Origin of the sequence: Roseburia inulinivorans DSM 16841 (genome assembly GCF_000174195.1) — a bacterium.
GTDB lineage: Bacteria > Bacillota > Clostridia > Lachnospirales > Lachnospiraceae > Roseburia > Roseburia inulinivorans.
In genome coordinates this window covers 21,640-44,955 of sequence record NZ_ACFY01000052.1, presented here as the reverse complement: position 1 = coordinate 44,955, position 23,316 = coordinate 21,640, and the positions used below count along the sequence as shown (strand labels likewise).

At 43.6% G+C, this 23,316-nt stretch carries 20 protein-coding genes; 18 read left to right on the top strand and 2 right to left on the bottom strand.

Going from position 1 to position 23,316, the window contains the following annotated elements:
* Nucleotides 1–4: 4 nt before the first annotated feature.
* The 11 genes from ROSEINA2194_RS05360 to ROSEINA2194_RS05310 all read left to right on the top strand — a co-directional run bounded on the left by ROSEINA2194_RS05360 (nucleotide 5) and on the right by ROSEINA2194_RS05310 (nucleotide 10,320).
* Complete coding sequence (locus tag ROSEINA2194_RS05360) at nucleotides 5–565, top strand: stage III sporulation protein AF (RefSeq protein WP_007884282.1); 561 nt, start codon at nucleotides 5–7, stop codon at nucleotides 563–565.
* Nucleotides 558–1,139: a SpoIIIAG-related protein gene (locus ROSEINA2194_RS05355; RefSeq protein ID WP_007884275.1), complete on the top strand. Its 582-nt coding sequence runs from the start codon at nucleotides 558–560 to the stop codon at nucleotides 1,137–1,139. The genes ROSEINA2194_RS05360 and ROSEINA2194_RS05355 overlap by 8 nt, the downstream gene beginning before the upstream one ends.
* Before the next feature lie 15 nt (nucleotides 1,140–1,154).
* Nucleotides 1,155–1,919 (top strand): SpoIIIAH-like family protein, encoded by a 765-nt coding sequence (locus ROSEINA2194_RS05350; RefSeq protein ID WP_007884274.1) that lies wholly within the window; start codon nucleotides 1,155–1,157, stop codon nucleotides 1,917–1,919.
* Nucleotides 1,920–2,094: 175 nt separating this feature from the next.
* Nucleotides 2,095–3,684, top strand: coding sequence for a peptide chain release factor 3 (locus ROSEINA2194_RS05345; protein ID WP_044927268.1), 1,590 nt, complete (start codon nucleotides 2,095–2,097; stop codon nucleotides 3,682–3,684).
* 281 nt (nucleotides 3,685–3,965) lie between these two features.
* A complete protein-coding gene (gene trxA, locus ROSEINA2194_RS05340) occupies nucleotides 3,966–4,286 on the top strand; it encodes a thioredoxin (protein WP_007884268.1) in 321 nt (106 codons plus the stop codon).
* Nucleotides 4,287–4,562: 276 nt separating this feature from the next.
* The gene (recA, locus tag ROSEINA2194_RS05335; RefSeq protein WP_007884267.1) at nucleotides 4,563–5,615 is read left to right on the top strand and encodes a recombinase RecA; all 1,053 of its coding nucleotides are present in this window, start codon (nucleotides 4,563–4,565) and stop codon (nucleotides 5,613–5,615) included.
* 2 nt (nucleotides 5,616–5,617) lie between these two features.
* Nucleotides 5,618–6,229 (top strand): regulatory protein RecX, encoded by a 612-nt coding sequence (locus ROSEINA2194_RS05330; protein WP_007884266.1) that lies wholly within the window; start codon nucleotides 5,618–5,620, stop codon nucleotides 6,227–6,229.
* Nucleotides 6,230–6,453: 224 nt separating this feature from the next.
* The gene (rny, locus tag ROSEINA2194_RS05325) at nucleotides 6,454–8,001 is read left to right on the top strand and encodes a ribonuclease Y (RefSeq protein ID WP_007884265.1); all 1,548 of its coding nucleotides are present in this window, start codon (nucleotides 6,454–6,456) and stop codon (nucleotides 7,999–8,001) included.
* Nucleotides 8,002–8,130: 129 nt separating this feature from the next.
* Nucleotides 8,131–8,688: an NUDIX hydrolase gene (locus tag ROSEINA2194_RS05320; protein ID WP_007884264.1), complete on the top strand. Its 558-nt coding sequence runs from the start codon at nucleotides 8,131–8,133 to the stop codon at nucleotides 8,686–8,688.
* 33 nt (nucleotides 8,689–8,721) lie between these two features.
* Nucleotides 8,722–9,213: a hypothetical protein gene (locus ROSEINA2194_RS05315; RefSeq protein WP_007884263.1), complete on the top strand. Its 492-nt coding sequence runs from the start codon at nucleotides 8,722–8,724 to the stop codon at nucleotides 9,211–9,213.
* Between the two features lie 252 nt (nucleotides 9,214–9,465).
* The gene (locus ROSEINA2194_RS05310; protein WP_044927266.1) at nucleotides 9,466–10,320 is read left to right on the top strand and encodes a tyrosine recombinase; all 855 of its coding nucleotides are present in this window, start codon (nucleotides 9,466–9,468) and stop codon (nucleotides 10,318–10,320) included.
* A 177-nt stretch (nucleotides 10,321–10,497) separates the two neighbouring features.
* Here ROSEINA2194_RS05310 and larC read toward each other — a convergent pair whose 3' ends face one another.
* Nucleotides 10,498–11,676, bottom strand: coding sequence for a nickel pincer cofactor biosynthesis protein LarC (gene larC, locus ROSEINA2194_RS05305; protein ID WP_007884258.1), 1,179 nt, complete (start codon nucleotides 11,674–11,676; stop codon nucleotides 10,498–10,500).
* Between the two features lie 271 nt (nucleotides 11,677–11,947).
* Between larC and ROSEINA2194_RS05300 the strand changes: the two genes are divergently transcribed.
* The 6 genes from ROSEINA2194_RS05300 to ROSEINA2194_RS05280 all read left to right on the top strand — a co-directional run bounded on the left by ROSEINA2194_RS05300 (nucleotide 11,948) and on the right by ROSEINA2194_RS05280 (nucleotide 20,362).
* On the top strand, nucleotides 11,948–12,505 hold the full coding sequence (locus tag ROSEINA2194_RS05300; protein WP_007884255.1) for a TetR/AcrR family transcriptional regulator: 558 nt from the start codon (nucleotides 11,948–11,950) through the stop codon (nucleotides 12,503–12,505).
* A 45-nt stretch (nucleotides 12,506–12,550) separates the two neighbouring features.
* A complete protein-coding gene (locus ROSEINA2194_RS05295; protein ID WP_007884253.1) occupies nucleotides 12,551–14,977 on the top strand; it encodes a glycoside hydrolase family 2 protein in 2,427 nt (808 codons plus the stop codon).
* Nucleotides 14,978–15,010: 33 nt separating this feature from the next.
* Nucleotides 15,011–16,501, top strand: coding sequence for a DUF6937 domain-containing protein (locus tag ROSEINA2194_RS05290; protein ID WP_007884251.1), 1,491 nt, complete (start codon nucleotides 15,011–15,013; stop codon nucleotides 16,499–16,501).
* Between the two features lie 33 nt (nucleotides 16,502–16,534).
* Entirely contained in the window at nucleotides 16,535–17,329 is a 795-nt protein-coding gene (locus ROSEINA2194_RS22835; protein WP_007884250.1) for a glycoside-pentoside-hexuronide (GPH):cation symporter, read from the top strand.
* A gap of 80 nt (nucleotides 17,330–17,409) precedes the next feature.
* Complete coding sequence (locus tag ROSEINA2194_RS22830; RefSeq protein ID WP_334292510.1) at nucleotides 17,410–17,976, top strand: MFS transporter; 567 nt, start codon at nucleotides 17,410–17,412, stop codon at nucleotides 17,974–17,976.
* Nucleotides 17,960–20,362: an alpha-galactosidase gene (locus ROSEINA2194_RS05280; RefSeq protein ID WP_007884248.1), complete on the top strand. Its 2,403-nt coding sequence runs from the start codon at nucleotides 17,960–17,962 to the stop codon at nucleotides 20,360–20,362. The genes ROSEINA2194_RS22830 and ROSEINA2194_RS05280 overlap by 17 nt, the downstream gene beginning before the upstream one ends.
* 517 nt (nucleotides 20,363–20,879) lie before the next feature.
* Here the strand turns inward: ROSEINA2194_RS05280 and ROSEINA2194_RS05275 are convergent.
* Nucleotides 20,880–22,091 carry a hypothetical protein gene (locus ROSEINA2194_RS05275; protein ID WP_007884244.1) on the bottom strand — a complete coding sequence of 404 codons (1,212 nt, stop codon included), beginning with the start codon at nucleotides 22,089–22,091 and terminating at the stop codon, nucleotides 20,880–20,882.
* A gap of 144 nt (nucleotides 22,092–22,235) precedes the next feature.
* Here ROSEINA2194_RS05275 and selD point away from each other — a divergent pair, with 144 nt between their 5' ends.
* On the top strand, nucleotides 22,236–23,255 hold the full coding sequence (selD, locus tag ROSEINA2194_RS05270; protein WP_007884241.1) for a selenide, water dikinase SelD: 1,020 nt from the start codon (nucleotides 22,236–22,238) through the stop codon (nucleotides 23,253–23,255).
* The last annotated feature ends 61 nt before the right edge of the window (nucleotides 23,256–23,316 follow it).

Sequence of the window (23,316 nt, the reverse complement as noted above, 5' to 3'; positions counted from 1 at the left end):
GCCGATGAACGGGATTTTTAGTTATCTGAAAAGCTATGTCATTCTTTTTCTTGTGCTCACGATACTGCTTGAGATGGTTCCGAAGGCGGGCATGCAGAAGTATATCCGTTTTTTTTCGCAGATGATCCTGGTCTTTGGACTGCTCTATCCGGTTTTGGGCTGGATGGGAGAGAGTGACGCTTTTCTGGAAAAAATTGAATATCAGTCTTTTTTACAGAAGATGGAGGAGGTACAGTCAGATGCAGAAAAAATCACTTATCTGGACAATGATCACTATGTGAAAAAGTACGAGGATACCATTGCGCTTGATGTTACACAGATGGCACAGGATGAAAATTTTGCAGTGAAGGAGATTGCAGTGGAGATGACAGAAAATTATGAGATCAAATGTATCCGCATGACGCTGACTAATCCGGTAAAGGAAGGGATTGTAATCGGAAAAGTTGTGCTGGAGGATGGACAGAAAAAACAGGCTTCTGAGGATAGCGCATATAAAAAATTAAAAGAAAAGCTGGTGAGTTATTATCAATTATCGGAAGAACAGTTGGATATCCTGTATGAATAGACTGCGGCAACTCAAAAAAAGTGACTGGATCGCAATTGCACTTACAGGTGTGCTGATCCTGATCATTGCAATGCCGTTATCACCAAAGCAGTCAGATAGTGAGAGTACGGCGGAGCAGGAGACAGCTGCAGCGGTTCTGGATCCCGGGAGCACGCAGGACAGCCAGAATGTATATGCGGCTGCGATGGAAAAGAGGCTGAAGCATGTGCTTGGGCAGATGGAGGGGGTAGGAGAGACAGAGGTGATGATCACGCTATCAGATTCCGGTGAAACGATCGTGGAGAAAGATCAGAAAGAACAGAGAAACCGTATCGAGGAAAGTGATGCCGGTGGAGGAACCCGTACAACGACGGAGCAGGAGACGGAGGAGACAACGGTGTATGTGGAAAACGGAAGTGAAAAACAGCCTTATGTGACAAAAGAAGTGCTTCCCAAAGTGGAGGGCGTTCTGGTGGTGGCAGAGGGCGGGGATGATCCCAGGGTAATTTCTGATATTTCCGATACAGTAATGGCATTATTCCGGGTGGAGGCACATAAAATAAAAGTAGTGAAGATGAGTAGTTCCAGGGAGTAAACAAGGAGGAATCACATGAAGAAAATATTTCGAAAAAATCAGCTGGTGATCACGGCACTGGCACTTATGATCGCTGTTGCAGGGTATTTCAGTTACATGAATAACAATATGGATGACGGAAAACTTCAGACAGCGGCGGAGGCGGCAAACGCAGAGGTGAGTGCAGGGGAACTGGAAGAGGATTACGACATTTCGGATGAAGATGTTTTGCAGAATGAGATTTTTACGGCGGAGGAACCGGACGGGACGGAGACAGCGGCAGTAACGGATGGAAGCGCAGAGACAGCGGCGGGCACGGAGGGAGAACCTGCAGCGGAAGGAACAGGGCAGACAGTGGCAGATGGAACAGCAGGGGCAGAGGAAGTCGTCAATCCGGGAGAGGCGGTGCTCACCAGTACGACCGTTGCCAATATCGACTATGCTTCGGAAATGAAATTAAACCGTGAACAGATCCGCTCAAAAAATAAGGAGACTCTGCTGGAGATTGTAAACAATAATGCGATTTCCGATGAATTAAAACAGGATGCGATCAATAAAATGATCGCGATGACGGATATCGCGGAGCGCGAGAATGCGGCAGAAATGCTTTTGGAGGCAAAAGGATTCACAGATGTGGTGGTAAGTATCACCGAGGACAGCTGTGATGTTGTCTTAAATATGGGAGAAGTGACGGATGCAAAGCGCGCACAGGTGGAGGATATTGTGAAACGCAAAACAAATGTTTCCGCGGAAAATGTGATCATTACGCCAATTGTAGTAGGCGAGGTGGACACGGAATAATATCAGATTTTCCTTGATTTTCTTCGGCTATCGTTATATCCTTATAAGGCGGCAGTCTGCAAAGCAGGCTGTGCGGTGTTACAATGAGACATGACAGCGGTCTCTTGGGACTTTATTTACACATTACAGGTTCTTTTTGAGAACCGCTGTGCTTTTTATATTTGGAGGATATATTTTGGCTGATTTAAGAAAAGAAATAGAAAAAAGACGTACCTTTGCGATCATTTCCCACCCGGATGCAGGTAAGACGACATTGACAGAGAAGTTCCTGCTTTACGGAGGTGCGATCAATCTTGCCGGATCTGTAAAGGGAAAGGCAACTGCCCGTCACGCTGTTTCTGACTGGATGGAGATTGAGAAGGAGAGAGGTATTTCCGTCACTTCCTCTGTATTGCAGTTTAATTATGGCGGTTACTGTATCAATATTCTGGATACGCCGGGACATCAGGATTTCTCGGAGGATACCTACCGTACTTTGATGGCAGCAGATTCCGCCGTCATGGTCATCGACGGATCAAAGGGTGTTGAGGCGCAGACAAGAAAACTGTTTAAGGTCTGTGTGATGCGCCATATCCCTATTTTTACGTTTATCAACAAAATGGACCGCGATGCGAACGACACGTTTGATCTGTTGGATGAGATCGAGAAAGAGCTTGGAATCGCAACCTGCCCGGTCAACTGGCCGATCGGTTCCGGAAAAGGATTTAAAGGTGTTTATGACCGCAATACAAAAGAGGTTATGACGTTCTCTGATACGTTAAAAGGAACAAAAGAGGGAACGGAGAGACACATTCACATTGATGATCCGGCGCTTGTAGATGAAATCGGTGAGGCAGCAAAAGAAAAGCTGTTAGAGGAAATCGAGCTGCTTGACGGAGCAAGTGCAGAGTTTGATATGGATCTGGTGTCAAAAGGTGAGTTGTCCCCTGTATTTTTTGGTTCCGCGTTAACAAACTTTGGTGTGGAGACATTTTTACAGCACTTTTTGAAAATGACGTACTCTCCGCTTCCGAGAAAAGCAGATATCGGGGAGATCGATCCGTTTCAGGAAGATTTCTCTGCGTTTGTGTTCAAGATTCAGGCGAATATGAACAAAGCGCACCGTGACCGTATCGCGTTTATGCGTATCTGTTCCGGAAAATTTGAGGCGGGCATGGAAGTTACCCACGTACAGGGTGGCAATAAAAAGATCAAGCTTTCCCAGCCACAGCAGATGATGGCGCAGGAGCGCCACATCGTGGATGAGGCTTATGCCGGAGATATTATCGGTGTGTTCGATCCGGGTATTTTCTCCATCGGTGATACCCTGACAACAGCAAAACCTTTCAAGTTTGAGGGAATCCCAACCTTTGCACCGGAACATTTTGCGCGAGTGCGTCAGGTGGATACCATGAAGCGTAAGCAGTTCATGAAGGGAATGCAGCAGATCGCACAGGAAGGTGCAATCCAGATTTTCCAGGAATATAACATGGGTATGGAGGAAGTCATCGTCGGCGTTGTCGGTGTGCTTCAGTTTGACGTTTTAAAATATCGTCTGGAGAATGAATATAACGTTGAGATCCGTATGGACAACCTTCCGTATGAGCATATCCGTTGGATTGAAAATGAGGATATCAATATGGATAAGATCGTTGGAACTTCCGATATGAAGAAGATCCAGGATCTCAAAGGACGTCCATTATTACTGTTTGTCAATTCATGGAGTGTCGGCATGGTACTTGACCGAAATGAAGGACTTGTATTGTCAGAGTTCGGACGCGAATAAATTCACTGTTATCAGATAGCTACGAAACTCTTCATAATCTTCTTTAAATTGTTCAAAATTAACAAAAACATTCAAGACACGCTCTCGCTACGTGTCGCTCGCAGCGGTACTAAGAAGCCAGGCACAACTTACCGTTGTACCAGCCTTCTAAGTACCAATCGAACTTGTTCGATTTTGGCTCACCCAGTGTCTTTCATGTCTTTTGTCAATTTTTCACAATTCAATTTAGGTTTTTATGAGTTTCGAATTGTCCGATAACTATTAAAAACAAGGAGAGAAAGATGGCAGTTGTAACGATTACAAAGGATAATTTTGAGGCAGAAGTATTGGGATGTAAGATCCCGGTTGTGCTTGACTTCTGGGCAGAATGGTGTGAACCATGTAAAATGCAGTCTACGGTTATAGAAGAGCTTGCCGCAGAGTTGGATGGAAAAGTAAAATTCGGTAAGGTGAATGTGGACGAAGAGGCTTCTCTGGCACTGAATTATCAGATCATGAGTATCCCGACATTGGTTGTGATGCATTATGGTCTGTTTCAGGGAAAAGCAATCGGCGTGCAGGGCAAAGATGCGATCCGTGAAATGCTTCAGGGTGTTTTGTAAAACACCTTGACAAATTTCTATCTATCAGTTACAGTCAATCTTGCAGATAGCAGAATCTTTTTTTATCAAATAAAATGTTACAAGAGTAATTATTTCAGCCAGATCGGCATGAAATCCCGGCAAAAAATAGAAAGTGATGGTTTAAATAGGGGGGAAAACTATCTTAAAAGGATGAACAGGGACAGAATTGTTTCATGTTCGTAGTTGACATTTAGGGCAAAGTATAATACTATAAGAGCAAGAAAACGAACATAAGTTCGTATTGGAGGAAAGAAAATGGCAAGAGAAGATAAATTAAAAGCGTTAGATGCTGCAATTTCACAGATTGAGAAACAGTATGGTAAGGGATCTATTATGAAGCTGGGTGATAATTCAGCACATATGAATGTTGAGACAATTCCAACTGGATCTTTGAGTCTTGATATTGCACTTGGTCTTGGAGGACTTCCAAAGGGAAGAATTATTGAGATCTATGGTCCGGAATCCAGTGGTAAGACAACGGTTGCCCTGCATGCGGTTGCCGAGGTACAGAAAAGGGGCGGAATCGCAGGATTTATTGATGCGGAGCATGCACTTGATCCGGCTTATGCCAAGAATATCGGTGTGAATATTGATGAGTTGTATATTTCACAGCCGGACTGTGGAGAGCAGGCGCTTGAGATCACAGAGACGATGGTTCGCTCCGGGGCAGTGGATATCGTGATTGTTGACTCTGTTGCAGCACTTGTTCCGAAAGCAGAGATTGATGGAGATATGGGAGATTCCCATGTGGGACTTCAGGCAAGACTTATGAGCCAGGCTCTCCGTAAATTAACTGCAGTCATCAGCAAGTCGAACTGTATTGTTATTTTTATTAACCAGCTGCGTGAAAAAGTTGGTGTGATGTTCGGTAATCCAGAAACAACAACCGGCGGACGTGCATTGAAATTCTACTCATCTGTGCGTATGGATGTCCGTAGAATTGAATCTCTGAAACAGGCAGGAGAGGTTGTCGGTAACCGTACCCGTGTGAAGATCGTAAAGAATAAAGTGGCACCTCCATTCAAAGAGGCTGAGTTTGACATTATGTTTGGTAAGGGAATTTCCAAAGAGGGAGATATTTTAGACCTTGCTGCAGACTGTGGCATTATTGTGAAGTCCGGTGCATGGTATGCCTATAACGGAGATAAGATTGGTCAGGGACGTGAGAATGCGAAAACTTATCTGAGAGAGAATCCACTCGTATGTGAAGAGGTTGAGGCAAAAGTCAGAGAAAAATTCCAGTTAGATGGTACTGCAGAAGAGACGGATGCTGAGGGAGAGCCAGAAGTATTAGAGGATGAGGAATAAAAATGAGTCTTCAGGTCATGTCGGTCGTACCTCTTGAGAAGGGAAAAGCAAGAATCCGGTTTGATGATGGGACAGAAGTTGTTCTTTATAAAGGAGAGATTCGAAAGCTTGGGATAGAGGAGGGCTGTGTTGTCACAGAGGCTGTCTATGATAAGATTCTGAATGAAATCCTTGGAAAGCGTGCAATCAAGAGGGCAATGCATCTGTTGGAAAAGCAGGACCGGACAGAGCGTCAGCTTTATGACAAACTGAAACAGAACGGATATCCGGAAAGTTGTATTGAATCCGCAATTGCCTATGTAAAAAGTTATCATTATATCGACGATTTTCGTTATGCTTCTACCTACATCCGTTATCATCAGGAGAAGAAAAGTAGACAAAAACTTAAGATGGAACTGATGGCAAAAGGGATTGGAAGAGATCTGGTTGATGCAGCATTAGAAGAAGAGTATGTTTCGGATGATCAGAAGAAGATTGCAGAGTTACTGCAGAAGCGGCATTATTCTTTTGAGGATGCAGATGTCAGCGAACAGCGGAAGAATTATCAGTTTTTACTCCGCAGGGGATTCAAAAGCAGTGATATCCTTCATGTCATGAAGCAGGAACGGCAGTAGGAGCAGGCCGGAGAGAAAAATTTTGTTTCAGAGAAAATCTGACAAATTTGTACAATATGTTGTATTCTTATTTTTGAGTCATTCAATATTATGCATATTGAACAGTAATTGACTTGACATAAGTATGAAAATAGAATAAAATTAACCTGTTGTTAATTATGACAGAAAATTAATCTAATTATATGTTATATGTACAATGAAAATTTCATAAAGGAGGTGCTCCTGTGCTGCAGATAGTGATCGCTGTTGTTATAACACTTATCGTTACTGCGGTTCTGACATACTTTATCACAACTGCTTACCACAAGAACGTAGCAAATGCTAAGATTGGTAATGCGGAAGATAGAGCACGTGAGATTATCGATGAAGCGGTAAAGACAGCAGAAACCAAAAAACGTGAAGCAATGCTCGAAGCAAAGGAAGAGTCCATCAGAGTCAAAAATGATCTGGACAAAGAAGTAAAAGAGCGCAGAGCAGAGATTCAGCGTAGTGAACGCAGAGTCGTACAGAAGGAAGAAAACTTAGACAAGAAGTTGGAATCCATCGAGAGACGCGAAGCCGGTTTTGCTGCAAAAGAAGAAGAAATCAACAAGCAGAAAGCTCAGATTGCAAAGCTCAATGAAGAGCGTTTACAGGAACTGGAAAGAATCTCTGGATTAACCTCCGAACAAGCAAAGGAATATCTCTTAAAAACCGTTGAAGAAGATGTTAAACTTGATACCGCAAAATTAATCAAAGAAATGGAAAACAAGGCAAAGGAAGAAGCTGATAAGAAGGCCAAAGATTATGTGGTAACTGCCATTCAGAAATGTGCAGCAGACCATGTGGCAGAGACAACAATTTCTGTTGTACAGCTTCCGAATGACGAGATGAAAGGTAGAATCATCGGACGAGAGGGACGTAATATTCGTACGTTAGAGACGATGACAGGTGTGGATTTAATTATTGATGATACACCGGAAGCAGTTATTTTGTCTGGATTTGATCCAATCAGAAGAGAAGTTGCCCGCATTGCTTTGGAAAAATTGATTGTAGATGGACGTATTCATCCGGCTAGAATCGAAGAAATGGTAGAAAAGGCACAAAAAGAAGTTGAAACAATGATCCGTGAGGAAGGTGAAGCAGCAACATTAGAAGTTGGTGTTCACGGAATTCATCCGGAACTCGTTCGCTTACTCGGCAGAATGAAGTTCAGGACAAGTTACGGACAGAATGCATTAAAGCATTCTATTGAAGTAGCACAGCTTTCCGGATTATTGGCAGCGGAAATTGGTGTAGACGTAAGAACTGCGAAACGTGCAGGTCTTTTACATGATATTGGTAAATCTGTGGATCATGATATGGAAGGATCTCATATTCAGATTGGTGTTGATTTATGTAGAAAATACAAAGAATCACCAATTATCATCAATGCAGTTGAGGCTCATCATGGTGATGTAGAACCTGAGTCCCTGATTGCTTGTATCGTACAGGCTGCTGATACGATCAGTGCGGCAAGACCTGGTGCAAGAAGAGAGACACTTGATACTTATACCAACAGATTAAAACAATTAGAAGATATTTCAAACGGATTTAAGGGAGTAGAAAAATCATTTGCTATTCAGGCAGGTAGAGAGATTCGAATTATGGTAGTTCCAGAACAGATCAGCGATGCTGACATGGTATTATTGGCACGCAATATTGCAAAACAGATTGAGTCTGAATTGGAATACCCTGGACAGATTAAAGTAAATGTGATTCGCGAGTCACGTGTAACGGATTTTGCGAAATAGCTTGACAAAGAGAGCATAAAAGAAGATTTGAAGAGGATGGATCCTGTTTCGAATCTTCTTTTTTATATGAAAAAGCGTTCGATTGTTATAGAATAATCCTAGAACCAGAAGAGGCAGGAGGAAAGAAAGATGAGTGAACATGCAAAAAGAATTAAACGGGAATTGGTGATGAAAGGCACTATTCTTGATGTGTACAAAGATACAATGGAACTTCCAAATGGCAAAACAGAAGAATGGGATTTTGTCTCACATAGAAAGGGAGCTGCGGCAGTTGTTGCAGTGCGTGAGGATGGAAAACTGCTAATGGTGAGACAGTACCGGAATGCTTTAGAGCGTATGACGTTAGAGATTCCTGCCGGAGCGAGAGACAGTGTGACAGAAGATACCAAAGTGTGTGCTGCAAGGGAACTCGAAGAGGAGACCGGATACCGGAGTGAGAATCTGTCATTTTTGCTTTCACTTCGAACGACGGTTGCATTTTGTGATGAATTTATTGATGTGTACCTTGCAAGAGATTTAGTGAAGAGTACACAGCATCTGGACGAGGGAGAAGCGATAGACGTGGAAGCACATGATGTAGACGAATTGTGTGAAATGATCTATGCAGGTAAAATACAGGATTCCAAGACGGTTTCTGCAATCCTCGCCTATAAGAATTTGCTGAATAAGGATTCCGGAAAAGCATAGATTATTAGTAAGATTGATTTTTGGTAGAAAATTGTGATTCAAAAAAATAAGATCATCTATGCATTATGTTTCCTTGCCGGAATATTGCTTGTCAATCTTATGGGAAGCGGTTTGTTGAACACCTATGGTGTGACTTCCTTCTGGGATCAGTCAGCTGTCACTTTCTGGAGCATGTCCTATGACCAGTATTTCTGGTATATTTTTTTCATGCGGATGAAAGGACTGATTGTGATCCTGCTGCTTGGCACAGTATTTGGCAGGAGGATCGTGACAAGGGTTTTTCTGGCACTGTTTCTGTTCCTGACAGGAATATTTATCACAATGTCAGTGATAGAACGGGGACTGTCTGGAATCGCAGCAGTTTTACTGGCAATGCTTCCGCAGTGGATTTTCTATTTACTGGCGTTCACCGTGTATGAGAGAGGAAGAGAAAGAAAAGTAATATTTGTCTGTGCTTTGCTCGTTGTGCTGGGGTGTCTTGCAGAGGGGTATATTTCACCGTTTTTCCTGAAAAAAGTACTATGACAGCGAAAATGGGGCAGATTATGTAATATGTATGTAAAAAAATTGTAATGAATAATTACAACATATGGTAAGACAGAAATTACAAAAAACGACATGTTGTATATGGACAAAAAGAAACAAAACAACAGGCAAAAATACTGATTGCATTTTGATTTCTGAATCATTATAATAGGGAATATACCTCGAAATGAGGTATTTTTTCGGCTTGAAAGAGTTTACATTGAGAGAAAAGAATCGGGGCAGGTAATGAGCATGAAACAGGATATACATAATTTTATCCAATATCTTCATCAGGAAAAACAAACTTCAGAGAATACAGAAGTATCTTATGAGCGAGACTTAAAGAAGATGATTTTGTATTTAACAGCACATGGAGTGGATAGAATTGACGCTGTTACCCCAGAAGTTCTGAATTCTTATGTGATAGAGTTAGAACAGTCAGGATTAAAGCCTGCAACAGTATCCAGAAGTGTTGCGTCCATGAAAGCATTCTTTCACTATGAAGAGTTAGAACAAAGGACAAGCGCAGATCCAGCTTTTGAACTGAAAGCTCCAAAGGTGGAGAAGAAAGCCCCAACTATTCTGACAACAGAGCAAACAAACCGCCTGTTAGCCCAGCCGAAGGATAATTCGGCGAAAGGTCTGCGTGATAAAGCAATGCTTGAATTGTTGTATGCAACAGGAATCCGTGTTTCTGAATTGATCTCTTTGAAATTAACAGATGTGAATTTTGATACCGGGTATATTACATGTGTAGATTCACACAAGGGGCGTATGATTCCAATGACTCCGGTGGCAAAGGACGCACTTGTCAGGTATATCAGGGATGGACGTCCACAGTTGGTGAAGGATGAGAATTCCATCTGGTTGTTCACCAATTGTTCCGGGGATGCGATGAGCCGTCAGGGATTCTGGAAGCTGATCAAGTCCTATGGAAAGCGGGCAGGAATAGAGTCCGAGATCACTCCGCATATGCTGCGACATTCTTTTGCTGCACATCTTGTGTGCAGCGGGGCAGACTTAAAGAGCGTGCAGGAGATATTAGGACATTCCGATATTTCAACAACGCAGATGTATGCACATATGAATCAGACTGCAAATGTATAAATAGGTACCGTGTAGTCTGCAGATATACACATAACATAATAATAAATAGAGTGTTCAGGATAAAATCCTATTGGGATTTATTTGCATATCAGTCGAGCAGATTTCGTACATCTTTCAGGGAACAGCCCTGTTTGAAAGCAATTGCTTTTAAATCTTCAAATTCCGGTTTTTCATGGTCTACATGATAACCGGAACTTTTTTTATGCGGATTTTTCCGTAAGGAGTTTCTTTTGTCTCAAACGTGGAGACGAGTTTCACACGTTCGTAAACAGCATAACGGATGCCGCGGGTGGTTGTGTGCTGAAAGAAAAGGTTTGTGAAGTTTTCTTTTTCAGACAGCGCACAGAGGCAGGTCAGGATAATCCCTGGTCTGCCTTTTTTCATCTGGATCGGGATCGTATATACATCGAGTGCGCCGGCGTTTAAAAGGGTTTCCGCAGCAAAGCTTATATCTTCGCCTGTCATATCATCCAGATTGCAGGAGATACTTAAAATTTTATCATCATAACCGTTCGCCTGAACATCACCGAGAAATGTCCGGACACAGTTGGCGGTTTCAAAGTCTTTTTGTCCCATGCCGCAGCCGATATGTTCTAAAGTCATAACAGGCATTTCTTCAAAACCTTCCACATAATGGCGAAGGATAGCGGCACCGGTTGGCGTCAGAAGTTCGCCCTTGATGGAACCGGTATAAAAAGGGATTCCTTTTAAAAGCTCCGCGGTCGCAGGAGCTGGAACAGGGAGGATACCGTGGGCGCATTTTACAAAACCACTTCCGACATGAAGCGGGGAAGCGAATACTTTTTCCGGTGTAATCAGATACATGAGAAGAGCACAGCCACAGACATCAGCCAGCGCATCCAAAGTTCCAACCTCATGAAAATGAATCTGTTCTAATGTGGTGTTGTGTACGGCAGATTCTGCTTCTCCAATCAGGCGATAGATAGCAGCGGCATCTGCTTTTACCTGGGCAGGAAGCTGTAAGTGTTCGATCTGTGCGAGGACAGACTGGTAACTGTGATGCGTGTGCGCATGGGAAGATTCATCATGATGATGTTCCGCTGCCTCATGCTCGTTCGTGTGTACATGTTCTGCTTCTGTGTGATCATGGGTATGTGTATGTACATGTTCATGTACATGCACGCCTTCCTCTTCTCCGTTTATCATAACATGCATATGTGTGCCGGAAATGCCGCACTTTTTTGATTCCTCCGCAGAAATCTGAATCCCATATTCCGAGAAAGCCTGATTCATCGTCTGCAAAAATAATTCTTTCTGGTCGCATATTTCATAAAGGGCAGCCATGAGCATGTCTCCGGCAGCACCCATCTTACATTCAAAATATAATGTTTTCATAGATAAAATTCCTTTCTGATAGTAAAAACAAAGGTCAGAATCCGGTTACCTGTTATGTAAAAAGAGGTAACGGAATATGCCTGACTTATTTTATTTTAATCGACATTTTCATAGTATGCAAGCAGGGATTCCTGTTGGTACATTTCTACAAAAAATGGAAACTATTTTTGTGAAAGTAGTTTCTTGTGAGAAAAACTGGAACATGTTACAATAATGGAAACGGAAATGTGAAAAATAGTTTCCAAATAAAAAGCAGAGAAGGGGAGCGGATATGGAGTTACGGGAGACCATTTTAGAGGGAACGATTCAGGCATTTAATAAAAAGGGATTGAAGTTTACGATGGATGATATCGCCGCCCTGCTTGGAATCAGTAAGAAAACGATTTATACCGTATTTCAGGATAAGAATACACTGGTGTCAGAGATGGTGGATTACTGTTTTGATTCCATCAAAGAGAGCGAGCAGAAAGTACTCTCGGATACTTCGCTTGATACGGTTGGGAAGATTCGGGCAATTTTAGGAGTGCTCCCGGAGGGTTATAAAGACATTGATTTTCGGCAGCTATATTTATTGAAAGATAAATATCCAAAAATTTATAAAAAAGTGGAGCAGCGGTTAGAGACAGGCTGGGAGACAACGATCGCGTTGATCCAGCAGGGAATTCATGAGGGCACGGTCCGGCCGATTCAGATTCCAATTTTGAAAACCATGATGGAGGCAACGCTTGAGCAGTTTTTCCAGAGAGATATTCTGATCACAAATCAGATTTCCTACAACGAGGCGTTAGAGGAAGTAGTCAATATACTGGTGGATGGAATTACAAGGTAAAAGATAGCATGGAGTTCGTTACACAGGAGAACAGAGAGGGTGAGGATGATGTCAGAACGTATTTATTTGAATGATGACTGGAAGTTTGCAGAACAGTTTGAAGCTTCTATGACAGAGGCAGCTTATGATGACAGTACAATGCAGAATGTCAGGATTCCACATACTTGTAAGGAAACGCCGCTTCACTATTTTGATGAACACTGCTATCAGATGATCAGCGGTTATCGAAGAGTCATCGAGGCAGAGAAAGCGTGGGAAGGAAAAAAGATATTACTGACAATCGATGGTGCCGCCCATGACAGCGAAGTATTTTTAAATGGGGAGAAAGTGGGAGAACATCACTGTGGATACACAGCTTTTACGATGGATATCAGCGGAGTACTCCGCTATGGAGAAAAAAATATCCTTGTCGTGAAAGTAGACAGCAGGGAGGACTTGAATATTCCACCGTTTGGTTATGTGATCGACTATATGACATACGGCGGCATTTACCGGGATGTCTATCTGGATATTAAAAATAAAGACTACATCGAAGATATTTTTATCAGGACAAACATTGGACAAATGGATGACCAGAATGCGGAACTCATCTCTGAGGTGACGGTGCAAAGAACGCAGGAGGGATTGTTTTTAAAACAGAGTCTTAAAAATAAAAAGACAGGAGAGTATCAGCCATTAGGGGAGAGTGAAATCTCCGGCACTTCCATGCAGCTTTCCTATCTGGTAGAAAATGTGATTCTGTGGGAGCTGGAACATCCGGAACTTTATGAAGTTAAGACAGAATTAATCTGTGATGGAAAGTTAATGGATGAGAGGATAGACCGAATCGGATTCCGAAGGGCAGAATTCAAAAAAGACGGATTCTATCTGAACGGCAAAAAAATAAAACTGAGAGGTTTAAACCGTCACCAGAGTTATCCGTATGCGGGATATGCGATGCCAAAATCTATGCAGCAGCTGGATGCGGATATTTTAAAGAGGGAGCTGGGGGTGAATGCAGTGCGCACCTCCCACTATCCACAGTCCCATTATTTTATAGAGCGGTGTGACGAAATAGGACTTCTTGTTTTCACAGAAATTCCAGGGTGGCAGCATATCGGTGACGCTGCATGGAAAGATCAGGCGGTGGAAAATGTCAGGGATATGGTAAAACAGTACCGGAATCACACGTCGATCATCCTCTGGGGCGTGCGTATTAATGAATCGCAGGATGATGATGCATTTTACAGAAGAACAAATGAGGCGGCGCATGAATTCGATGATTCGAGATCGACAGGTGGTGTGCGTGCAAACAGAAAAAGCAGTCTGTTGGAAGATGTGTATACCTACAATGATTTTGTGCATGATGGAAAAGCAAAGGGATGTGAGCCAAAAAAGAATGTGACATCGGATATGGAAAAACCATACCTCATCAGTGAATACAATGGGCATATGTATCCGACGAAGACTTTTGACTGGGAAGAACACCGGGCAGAGCATGCGCTCCGCCATGCAAATGTTTTGGATGCGGTGGCAGCCGAGGAGGACATTGCAGGATGCTTTGGCTGGTGCATGTTTGATTACAACACTCACAAGGATTTCGGAAGTGGTGACCGCATCTGTTATCACGGAGTCATGGATATGTTCCGCAATCCGAAACTGGCAGCGGCGGTCTATGCTTGTCAGCAGGAGAAAGAGCCGGTGCTGGAATTAAGTTCTTCCATGGATATTGGGGAACATCCGGGATGTAACCGCGGGGAAACCTATATTTTTACGAATGCGGATAAGGTGCGGATGTATAAAAATGATCGGTTCATTAAGGAGTACAGTGCCGCAGATTCTCCGTACACACATCTGAAACACGGTCCGATTCTTATCGATGATTTTATCGGAGATGCCCTGCAGGAAGAACATATGAAACCGGGACAGGAAGCCGGTGTGAAAAAAGCTTTGAATGCGTTTACCAGGTTTGGGTTCGCAAAGCTTCCAAAGTCCATTTATGCGACGGGAATATGGCTGATTCTTCGCTATCATATGAATATGGAAGAGGCAGTCCGGTTGTATAACAAATACATTGGCGACTGGGGTGGCACCTCCACAACGTATCGTTTTGAGGCGGTGATGGTGGATGTATCTACAAGGCAGGAGCGGGTGGTGAAAACAATCATCAAAGAACCGATGACAGAGCGGAAGATTTCAGCAGTGGCGGATCATGAGAATCTGATCGACGCAGAGAGTTATGATGTGGCTGAGGTTCGGATTCAGGCACAGGACGAACACGGCAATATCCTTCCATTTTACAATGAACCACTTACCTTTGAGACAGAGGGACCGATTGAAATCATCGGACCAAAGACGGTGGCTTTGCAGGGAGGAATGGGTGGCGCTTATGTGAAGAGCAAAAGGCTTCAGCCAGGAGAAAAGCAGAATGCGGCACTTATCATACGGGATTGTGACACGGAGATAAAAAATCGGTTTTACGGTTCAAAGTGAGAGAAATATTTAAAGTTTGGAGAGAATGAAAACATGACAGACAGATCAAGCGTGATTTTTGGAAATAAAATGCCGGACAAGGTTTATAAAAAGGCAGTGAAGTCCAAAAAGAAATATATAAAAAAATTTGGAGATGACTCCCGGAAAAATTATGAGGTGTCGGTCGAGAAGAACCGTTATATCGGAGATTCCCTGGGGGTTTATAATATTCTGGTTGGAAATCCGGCAGAGAATGCACATGCGGGAAAAGGTACATTTGACACAGAAAAAGGGATCATTGTCGGAAATATCCGTATGGGATTTGGACACTACCGCATTTCCATGGCGATGGCGTCTGCGGCGAAGGCGATGGGCTATACGCCTTACTGGATGGACTTAAATTCCTATGGGGAGACGACCTGCACAAAAGTGATCGGTGCACAGAATGATCTGTATTCACTCGGCTCAAGACTTTCGAAAAATCCGATTTTTAACAAACTTGTCTGGGAGCCAATGAATTATGAGGGATTCCGGGCATTGTCCTACAATGCGGCAGACCAGAAAAATGCGGAGCTGATGGCTCCGGTGTACCGCAATGTGCCGAAGGATATTCCGGTGATCGGAACACATGTCTGGCCGGCGCAGGCAGCCGTACATGCCGGAATGAAATACGTGGTGAACGCGATCCCGGATAACTGGCCGATGGCACTACATTTATCAGAAGGAAGCGTGCATACGATCCAGTGTCATAATTCCTATATGGGATACCGCATTTTAAACGGCATGAATAAAGATAAAGTAAATAAACCAATGCCATCCGACAGCCTTGTATACACAGGACATTACATTGACCATGAAATTGTGCAGGGCATCGAAGCGGACTGTGAGGCGCGTATCCGGAGAAAAGAGAATGGTGAGCCTATGCGTTTCCTTTTAACAATCGGCGGAGCTGGTGCGCAGAAGGAGATTTTTGCAGCGATCATCAAATTCCTGCTTCCGTATATTGAGAAGAAGCAGGCGGCGTTATACGTCAATGTGGGCGATTACAGAAATGTCTGGGAGGCGCTGCTGGCAGAGATTCCTGAGATGAAAAACTATGCAGCAGAACATTTTGATTGTTGGGCAGATACAGAAGCATTTGCACAAAAAGCATTGGATGGGAAGGAGAAAATCGAAGGGATTCACGGATTCTGGCACAAAAATATTTTCGAGGCGGTATACTGCACGAATCTTCTCATGAGAAGCTGTGATGTCTTAGTGACAAAACCGAGTGAACTCGCATTTTATCCGGTGCCGAAACTGTTCATCCGCCGCGTGGGAAAACATGAGATGTGGGGTGCAATCCATTCTGCGGAGGTGGGAGACGGAACGTTAGAGTGCCGGGATATTCCGCACACGATCCAGATGCTGGAATTATTTTTACAGGACGATACTTTTCTTTCAGATATGTGTCAGAACATTGTAACGAATAAAAAGGCAGGTCTTTATGACGGTGCTTACAAAGTTGTGGAACTTGCAATGGGATTAAAAAATAAACAGAAATGATGAATTTTTAATGGAGAAAAGGAGATTTTTACGATGGAAGCAAAGAGAAGTTTGAGCGGCAGAGAGAAATTTGCCTATGGAATCGGGGCAGTGGGAAAGGATATGGTCTACATGCTTTCCGCCAGCTACATTTCCATTTATTTTCTGGATGTTATGGGAATCAGCGCAGCAGCGATCGCAGTTCTTTTAATGGCAGCCCGCGTGTTTGATGCATTTAACGATCCGATCATGGGTGTGCTGGTCGCAAAGACAAAAACGAGATGGGGAAAATTCCGTCCGTGGCTGCTTGTCGGTACGGTCACAAATGCAGTTGTACTTTACCTGATGTTCACGATCCCACCGGAATTAAACGGTGCAGGGTTAGTGGCATATGCGTCTGTTACCTACATTTTGTGGGGCATGACTTACACGATGATGGATATTCCATTCTGGAGTATGATTCCGGCATTTACCGAGGCTGGAAAAGAGAGAGAGGGATTGTCTGCATTTGCACGTTCCTGCGCAGGTGTCGGTTCCGCACTGGTATCGATCGTCACGGTTATGAGTGTTGCCGCACTTGGAAAAGCATTCGGTGGAACGACAGACAATGAGATCAACCGTATCGGATACAGTAAATTTGCACTGATCATTGCGGTGTTATTTGTGATCTTCATTCTGATCACCTGTCTGTGCATCAAAGAGAAATCAACGGTCGATATGAAGAACGCTTCCATCGGTGAGATGTTTCGGGCGCTGATCCAGAATGATCAGGCAATGACAGTTGTAGTTGCAATCGTAATGATCAATACGGCCTTATATATCACCCAGCAGCTGGTTTACTTTTTTTAAAATATGATTTCAGCCCAAGTACTTATCAGGGAGATTTTACGCTGTTTAATATGGTCGGCGGCGGATGCCAGATTTTGGCGATGATGATCCTGTTTCCGGTGCTCCGCAGATTCATGGACACGATTAAAATTTTCTATACCTGTTTTGGAATGGCAGTGACCGGATATATTTTGATCATTATCATTTCCGCAACCGGAACAAGTTCTGTTGGATGGCTGTTTATCCCGGCGGCATTTATTATGTCAGCAGTCGGTGTGCTGAATGTAATTATCACTGTCTTTCTGGCAAACACAGTAGATTATGGTGAGTTTAAAAATAGCCGGAGAGACGAATCCGTCATTTTTTCCATGCAGACGTTTGTTGTAAAGCTCGCCTCAGGAATCGCAGGATTTATATCTTCGATGGTTTTATTTGTGTTCCATATCAGTTCAAACAAAGAAGCGGTAGTAACGGAACCGATCGCAGCATCCTCCCGCATGGGACTGCGTTTATCCATGACGATCATTCCGATCGTTGTGCTGGTGATCGGATTTATCGTATTTAAGAAACGTTATATTCTGACAGACCGGAAGTTAGCGGAGATTTCCAAAGAATTAGAGAAAAACATCAGAATTAAAAGAGGAGAAAATCATGATTCAGACAGCTAATGATATTTTTGTGTTACATACAGCACATACGACCTATGCGTTCCGCAAATTGCCGACAGGGCAGTTGGAGCATTTATATTATGGAAGAAAAATCCATGTGTGTGAGCCTCTGGATGAAAATGCAGTCGCACCTTTGATCGAAAAACATACCTTTCAGCCGGGCAACAGCTGTGTCTACGACAGGGAACATGACGCCTATACGTTAGAGGATCTGTGTCTGGAAATGTCCGCTTATGGAAAGGGAGATATCAGGGAGCCGTTTGTGGAACTTATCTATGAAGATGGAAGTTTTTCCTCGGATTTTGTGTATGAATCGTCTGTCCGGTTTGAGGGAAGAGGGGCGAGGGATGCAGAGGATGCATTGCCAGCTTCCTATGATGAGAAAGATCAGGTGGAACATCTATGTGTGACGTTAAAAGACAACAATTCTGCTTTGAAATTAGAACTTCATTATTATATTTATGAGGACTGTGATGTGATCACAAGAAGTGCAAAACTCATCAATGACGGTGAAAATGCAGTGCAGATCCGGCGGCTGATGAGCTGTCAGGTCGATTTTCCGACATCGGATCATGTGTTTACCTCCTTTCATGGCGCGTGGGCGAGGGAGATGCGAAGATGGGATGTCCCGGTGGCAGCAGGGAAATACGTAAATGCTTCTTATACCGGAACTTCCTCAAGCAGAGCGAATCCGTTTGTGATGTTAAGTGGGAGAGAAACCACGGAGGATACCGGGGACTGCTATGGATTCAATCTTGTATACAGCGGAAACCATTATGAGGCGGTCGAAGTGAACAGCTATGGAAAAACAAGGTTTGTCTCTGGAATCAATCCGCAGAATTTTTGCTGGCAGCTTCCGGCAGGGGAAAGTTTTGAGACACCGGAGGCAGTGATGGCTTATTCCAGAGCAGGATACAATGGTATGAGCCAGTGTATGCACCGCTTTGTGCGGGAACATATTGTGCGTGGTGCGTGGAAGAAAAAAGTGCGCCCGGTATTGTTGAACAGCTGGGAAGCTGCGTATTTCGATATCAATGAGAAAAAACTGCTCCAGCTCGCAAAAGCCGGAAAAGAAGCAGGGATTGAACTGTTTGTGATGGACGATGGATGGTTTGGTCACAGGGACAATGACCGTTCGTCGCTTGGAGACTGGAAGGTGAATACGAAAAAGCTTCCGAACGGGTTGGCTGGTCTCTGTAAAAAAATCAACGATCTCGGTATGGATTTTGGCATCTGGGTAGAGCCGGAGATGGTGAACGTGGACAGTGAACTTTATAAGGCGCACCCGGACTGGGCGATGGATATTCCGGGCAAAAATCATTCCGAGGGAAGAAACCAGCGGCTGCTCGACCTGAGCCGGGCAGAGGTGCAGGACTATATCATTGGGCAGATGAGTGACCTGTTCTCATCTGCCAATATCGCCTATGTGAAATGGGATATGAACCGGATCGTGACCGATTATTATTCAAAGATACTTCCACCGGAGCGGCAGGGGGAGGTGGCACACCGTTATGTGCTTGGACTCTACCGGTGTATGAAGGAGTTGACAGAGCGATTCCCGGAAATTTTATTTGAGGGATGTGCAGCAGGCGGCAACCGGTTTGATCTTGGAATCTTATCGTATTTCCCACAGATCTGGGCGAGTGATGACACAGACGCACTGTGCCGTGCGGAGATTCAGACCGGATACAGTTATGGTTATCCGATGTCCGTGGTGAGCGCACATGTCTCATCCTGCCCGAATCACCAGACGCTCCGAATGACACCGCTTGAGACAAGATTTCAGGTGGCAGCGTTTGGAATCTGCGGATATGAATGTAATTTCTGCGACATGAAAAAGGAGGATTTCGATGCGGTAAAAGCGCAGATCGCACTTTATAAAGAGTGGCGCAAAGTGCTGCAGACCGGTTCTTTTTACCGGGGAAGAAATTTTTCGGATCAGGGCAGCGTGTTAGGTTCATCGGCTGGAAATATCCAGGAGTGGACGTGTGTATCAGAAGACCGGGAAAAAGCGGTTGGCTTTCTGATGCAGAAACTTGTGTCGCCGAACACGCAGTTTGAATATTATCGTCCGAATGGGTTAAACCCGGAAGCCAGATATCATTTTTACAACCGTAGTTTAAAATACAATGTAAAAGAGTTTGGTGATCTGGTAAACACCGTGGCTCCGGTGCATATCAGGCAGGATTCTGTCGCACATAATCTGATCGCAAAGTTTGTGAAAATGGATGGTGAGGCAGAAGATTTCTGTGCATATGGCGATGCACTCATGTATGCCGGAGTAAAATTAAAGCAGGCATTTGGAGGCACCGGCTACAATGAACAGATAAGGCATTTCCCAGACTTTGCATCCAGGATGTACTTTATGGAGCAGATGAACGATTGACGGAGTGAAAAATTTAGAGGTGCGTTTCTTCCATGGCTTCTGTGTGTTGATAGAAATGAAATGACAAGAGGTGCTCTGTGAAAATATTGTGAGGATTGTGTAAATTTATCCATGGTTCGTTTTAGACTTTAAGTTTATGTACATTCATAAATGGACGTCTGGCTCTCTGTGTCCGTCTACGGAAAATTCTCTGCAACTTTATTTAGCGCAAGTAAATGTCAGAATCAGCATCGTTTATTGTAGGGCAAAAATTAAAAAATACCCGGATAATTTTTGCCCTACTTCTCTGCTGATTTTCTGACATGTAACTTGCGCACAATAAAGTTGCAAAGAGAGTTTTCCGTAGACGGACACAGAGAGCCAGACGTCCATTTTTTGAATGAACATAAACAATCGAAGAAGTCTAAAACGAACCATGGATAAATAAACAATCCGAGCTATTTTCACAGAGCACCTCTTGCCATTTCATTTTTTATTGTACGTTAAAAGCCATGGAAGAAACGCACCTCCAAATTTTTCATTCGGTCAATCGTTTTTTCGCTTCGTTGATCACATCCTGGATGAAGCCTTCTGTGTCGTCGCGGACGGTCTGCCAGTCAATGTGTTCCATGTCTGGCGAATCGAGGTCGGCGCCACGGAAGACATCCGGCAGATTTTTTTCTTTTGTGATCGTTCCGATAAAGGAAAAAGTGCCAAGCAGTTCATCGCCCTGCATGACGGAAAGGTTTTTGACATTTATTTCGCAACCGTTGTCGTCTGGCTGGGTGGTGATATAGCCGCTCGCTGTAAAATTGTCGCCCTGATTTGTCTCATAGAGACAGTCCATATAGATAAAATTCACATGGGTGACAGACGGATTGCGGACATAGGTGAGTGTCAAGCGTTCTCCATTTGGCATTTCATAACTTAAAATACAGGTTCCGACATCTGTTCCGTCAATGATCATGGAAGCACCTTCTGTGATATCGGACAAATCGACCTCCATACGGCTCATCCGGCACAGGTCGGTCAGATACAGGGAAACGCGGATGTCATAGTCCGGCGTATCCATGCCTAAAAGCTCCCAGATAAAACCACCGGAACCCTCCGGGATCGTGACGAGGTATTCGTGGCTTTTTACATCATCGGAATCTGTTCTTGTTTTTCCGGTTTCCTCAATCTGAATCTGTCTGGTCAGTTCGATAATATTGGAGAAGTTGTCGTGAAACCATTCCTGATCAATATCATGTGTCAGCTCCGGTGCTTTTTTGAAATAAGTATTGCTGGTGGTCATGGCATAAGAAAGATTGTCTAACATTGGAACCATGAAATAAACGGTATTAGGATTCATATAAAAATCCATCTCGCCTACATTCAGCGTCAGAACATCCATATCGGAGATTATGGAAAGTTTCTTCTGCGCAAAAGAGCGCTCCCCGGAAATGTCCATGGAGGAGGAGTATTTAAAATTTTTGATATCGTTCAGGTAGGCTTTTCCCTCAAATGAGATATCCCCATTGAAGTAATCCTGGCATAATTCCATAATGTCAATGTGGTAGGCAATATAAGCCGGATCTTTCAGGGTATCCTGCATAAAATAAATGACAGACAAAAGCATTCTGGCACGTGGATTCTTAGAAATATAAACAAAACTGCAGAGAAACAGAAAAAGCAGACATGCAAAAAATATGCCACATCTGCGAAGAGGTTTTTTCTTTTTTCTGCCCGGATCTGTTTTGGTCTGCTCCATAAAAATGCTCCTGTTTTTATTTGTAATTGTCTATTCATTATAATATGAACGCAAAAAATTAACCATATAAAATGGATGATTTTTATAAAAATTTAATGTACAATATAAAAGACATAAATACGATTCTGACAGGAGAACCAGAAGATGATGAACGAATTTTGCAAGGGCGGAGGCTGCACGGCGAAGCTTGGACCGGGAATTTTGGATAAGGTATTGAAAATGATACCGAAAAAAGCCGATCCGAAGCTTTTGGTCGGTTTTGACCATTCCGATGATGCGGCAGTGTATCAGCTTACGGACGAGCTTGCAGTGGTGCAGACGCTTGATTTCTTTCCGCCGATGGTGGAAGATCCTTATCTCTTTGGAAAAATTGCAGCCACCAACGCATTGAGCGATATTTATGCGATGGGAGGAGAAGTTAAAACAGCATTAAACATTGTGTGCTTTCCGGAGAGCATGGACGCCAACATTTTAGGACAGATTTTACTTGGTGGAAATGAGAAAGTGACGGAGGCAGGCGGCGTGTTGGCAGGTGGTCATTCCATCAATGATGTGGATGTGAAGTATGGACTGTCCGTGATGGGAACGATTCACCCGAAACGTATTCTGGAAAACAATCACTGCAAGGAAGGAGATCTGCTGCTTTTGACCAAGCCGTTAGGAGTAGGGATCGTCATGACGGCATCCCGCATGAAAGCAGTGTCTGAAGAAGCCTTTGACCAGGCGGTGGAATCGATGACTACTTTGAATAAATATGCGGCAGAGATTTTTAAAAAGTACGGGATACATGCCTGCACGGACATTACCGGATTTGGATTGCTGGTACATCTTGGTGAAATGCTGGGCGAAAACTTTTCCGCAGAGGTGTGGACTTCACAGATTCCTTATATCAGGGCGTGCGAGGATTATGTGGAAGAATTTTACATCACAGCCGCAGGACAGCGCAACCGCAACCATATCGGTGCACAGGTGGCATTTGAAAATTGCAGTTTTGCGATGGAAGAGATTTTATTTGATCCGCAGACTTCCGGGGGACTTCTTGTGGCAATCCCGGAAAATGAGGTCAAAAAGGCGCTGAAGGAGATCGAAGCACTTGGACTGGACTGTGGAATAATAGGAAGAGTGACAGAGAAAAAGGAAAAGAAAATCTATGTCCTGAAATAAAGAAAATACAGCATTAGCTGCCGATTGAAAAAATGTAAATAAACAGATGGAGGCATGAAAA

Bases quoted from the DNA above. Each gene is read 5' to 3' on its own strand.
- ROSEINA2194_RS05360 (WP_007884282.1), top strand. From the start codon at position 5: ATGAACGGGATTTTTAGTTATCTGAAAAGCTATGTCATTCTTTTTCTT.
- ROSEINA2194_RS05355 (WP_007884275.1), top strand. From the start codon at position 558: ATGAATAGACTGCGGCAACTCAAAAAAAGTGACTGGATCGCAATTGCA.
- ROSEINA2194_RS05350 (WP_007884274.1), top strand. From the start codon at position 1,155: ATGAAGAAAATATTTCGAAAAAATCAGCTGGTGATCACGGCACTGGCA.
- trxA (WP_007884268.1), top strand. From the start codon at position 3,966: ATGGCAGTTGTAACGATTACAAAGGATAATTTTGAGGCAGAAGTATTG.
- recA (WP_007884267.1), top strand. From the start codon at position 4,563: ATGGCAAGAGAAGATAAATTAAAAGCGTTAGATGCTGCAATTTCACAG.
- ROSEINA2194_RS05330 (WP_007884266.1), top strand. From the start codon at position 5,618: ATGAGTCTTCAGGTCATGTCGGTCGTACCTCTTGAGAAGGGAAAAGCA.
- ROSEINA2194_RS05320 (WP_007884264.1), top strand. From the start codon at position 8,131: ATGAGTGAACATGCAAAAAGAATTAAACGGGAATTGGTGATGAAAGGC.
- ROSEINA2194_RS05310 (WP_044927266.1), top strand. From the start codon at position 9,466: ATGAAACAGGATATACATAATTTTATCCAATATCTTCATCAGGAAAAA.
- larC (WP_007884258.1), bottom strand. From the start codon at position 11,676: ATGAAAACATTATATTTTGAATGTAAGATGGGTGCTGCCGGAGACATG.
- ROSEINA2194_RS05300 (WP_007884255.1), top strand. From the start codon at position 11,948: ATGGAGTTACGGGAGACCATTTTAGAGGGAACGATTCAGGCATTTAAT.
- ROSEINA2194_RS05295 (WP_007884253.1), top strand. From the start codon at position 12,551: ATGATGTCAGAACGTATTTATTTGAATGATGACTGGAAGTTTGCAGAA.
- ROSEINA2194_RS05290 (WP_007884251.1), top strand. From the start codon at position 15,011: ATGACAGACAGATCAAGCGTGATTTTTGGAAATAAAATGCCGGACAAG.
- ROSEINA2194_RS22835 (WP_007884250.1), top strand. From the start codon at position 16,535: ATGGAAGCAAAGAGAAGTTTGAGCGGCAGAGAGAAATTTGCCTATGGA.
- ROSEINA2194_RS22830 (WP_334292510.1), top strand. From the start codon at position 17,410: ATGATGATCCTGTTTCCGGTGCTCCGCAGATTCATGGACACGATTAAA.
- ROSEINA2194_RS05280 (WP_007884248.1), top strand. From the start codon at position 17,960: ATGATTCAGACAGCTAATGATATTTTTGTGTTACATACAGCACATACG.
- ROSEINA2194_RS05275 (WP_007884244.1), bottom strand. From the start codon at position 22,091: ATGGAGCAGACCAAAACAGATCCGGGCAGAAAAAAGAAAAAACCTCTT.
- selD (WP_007884241.1), top strand. From the start codon at position 22,236: ATGATGAACGAATTTTGCAAGGGCGGAGGCTGCACGGCGAAGCTTGGA.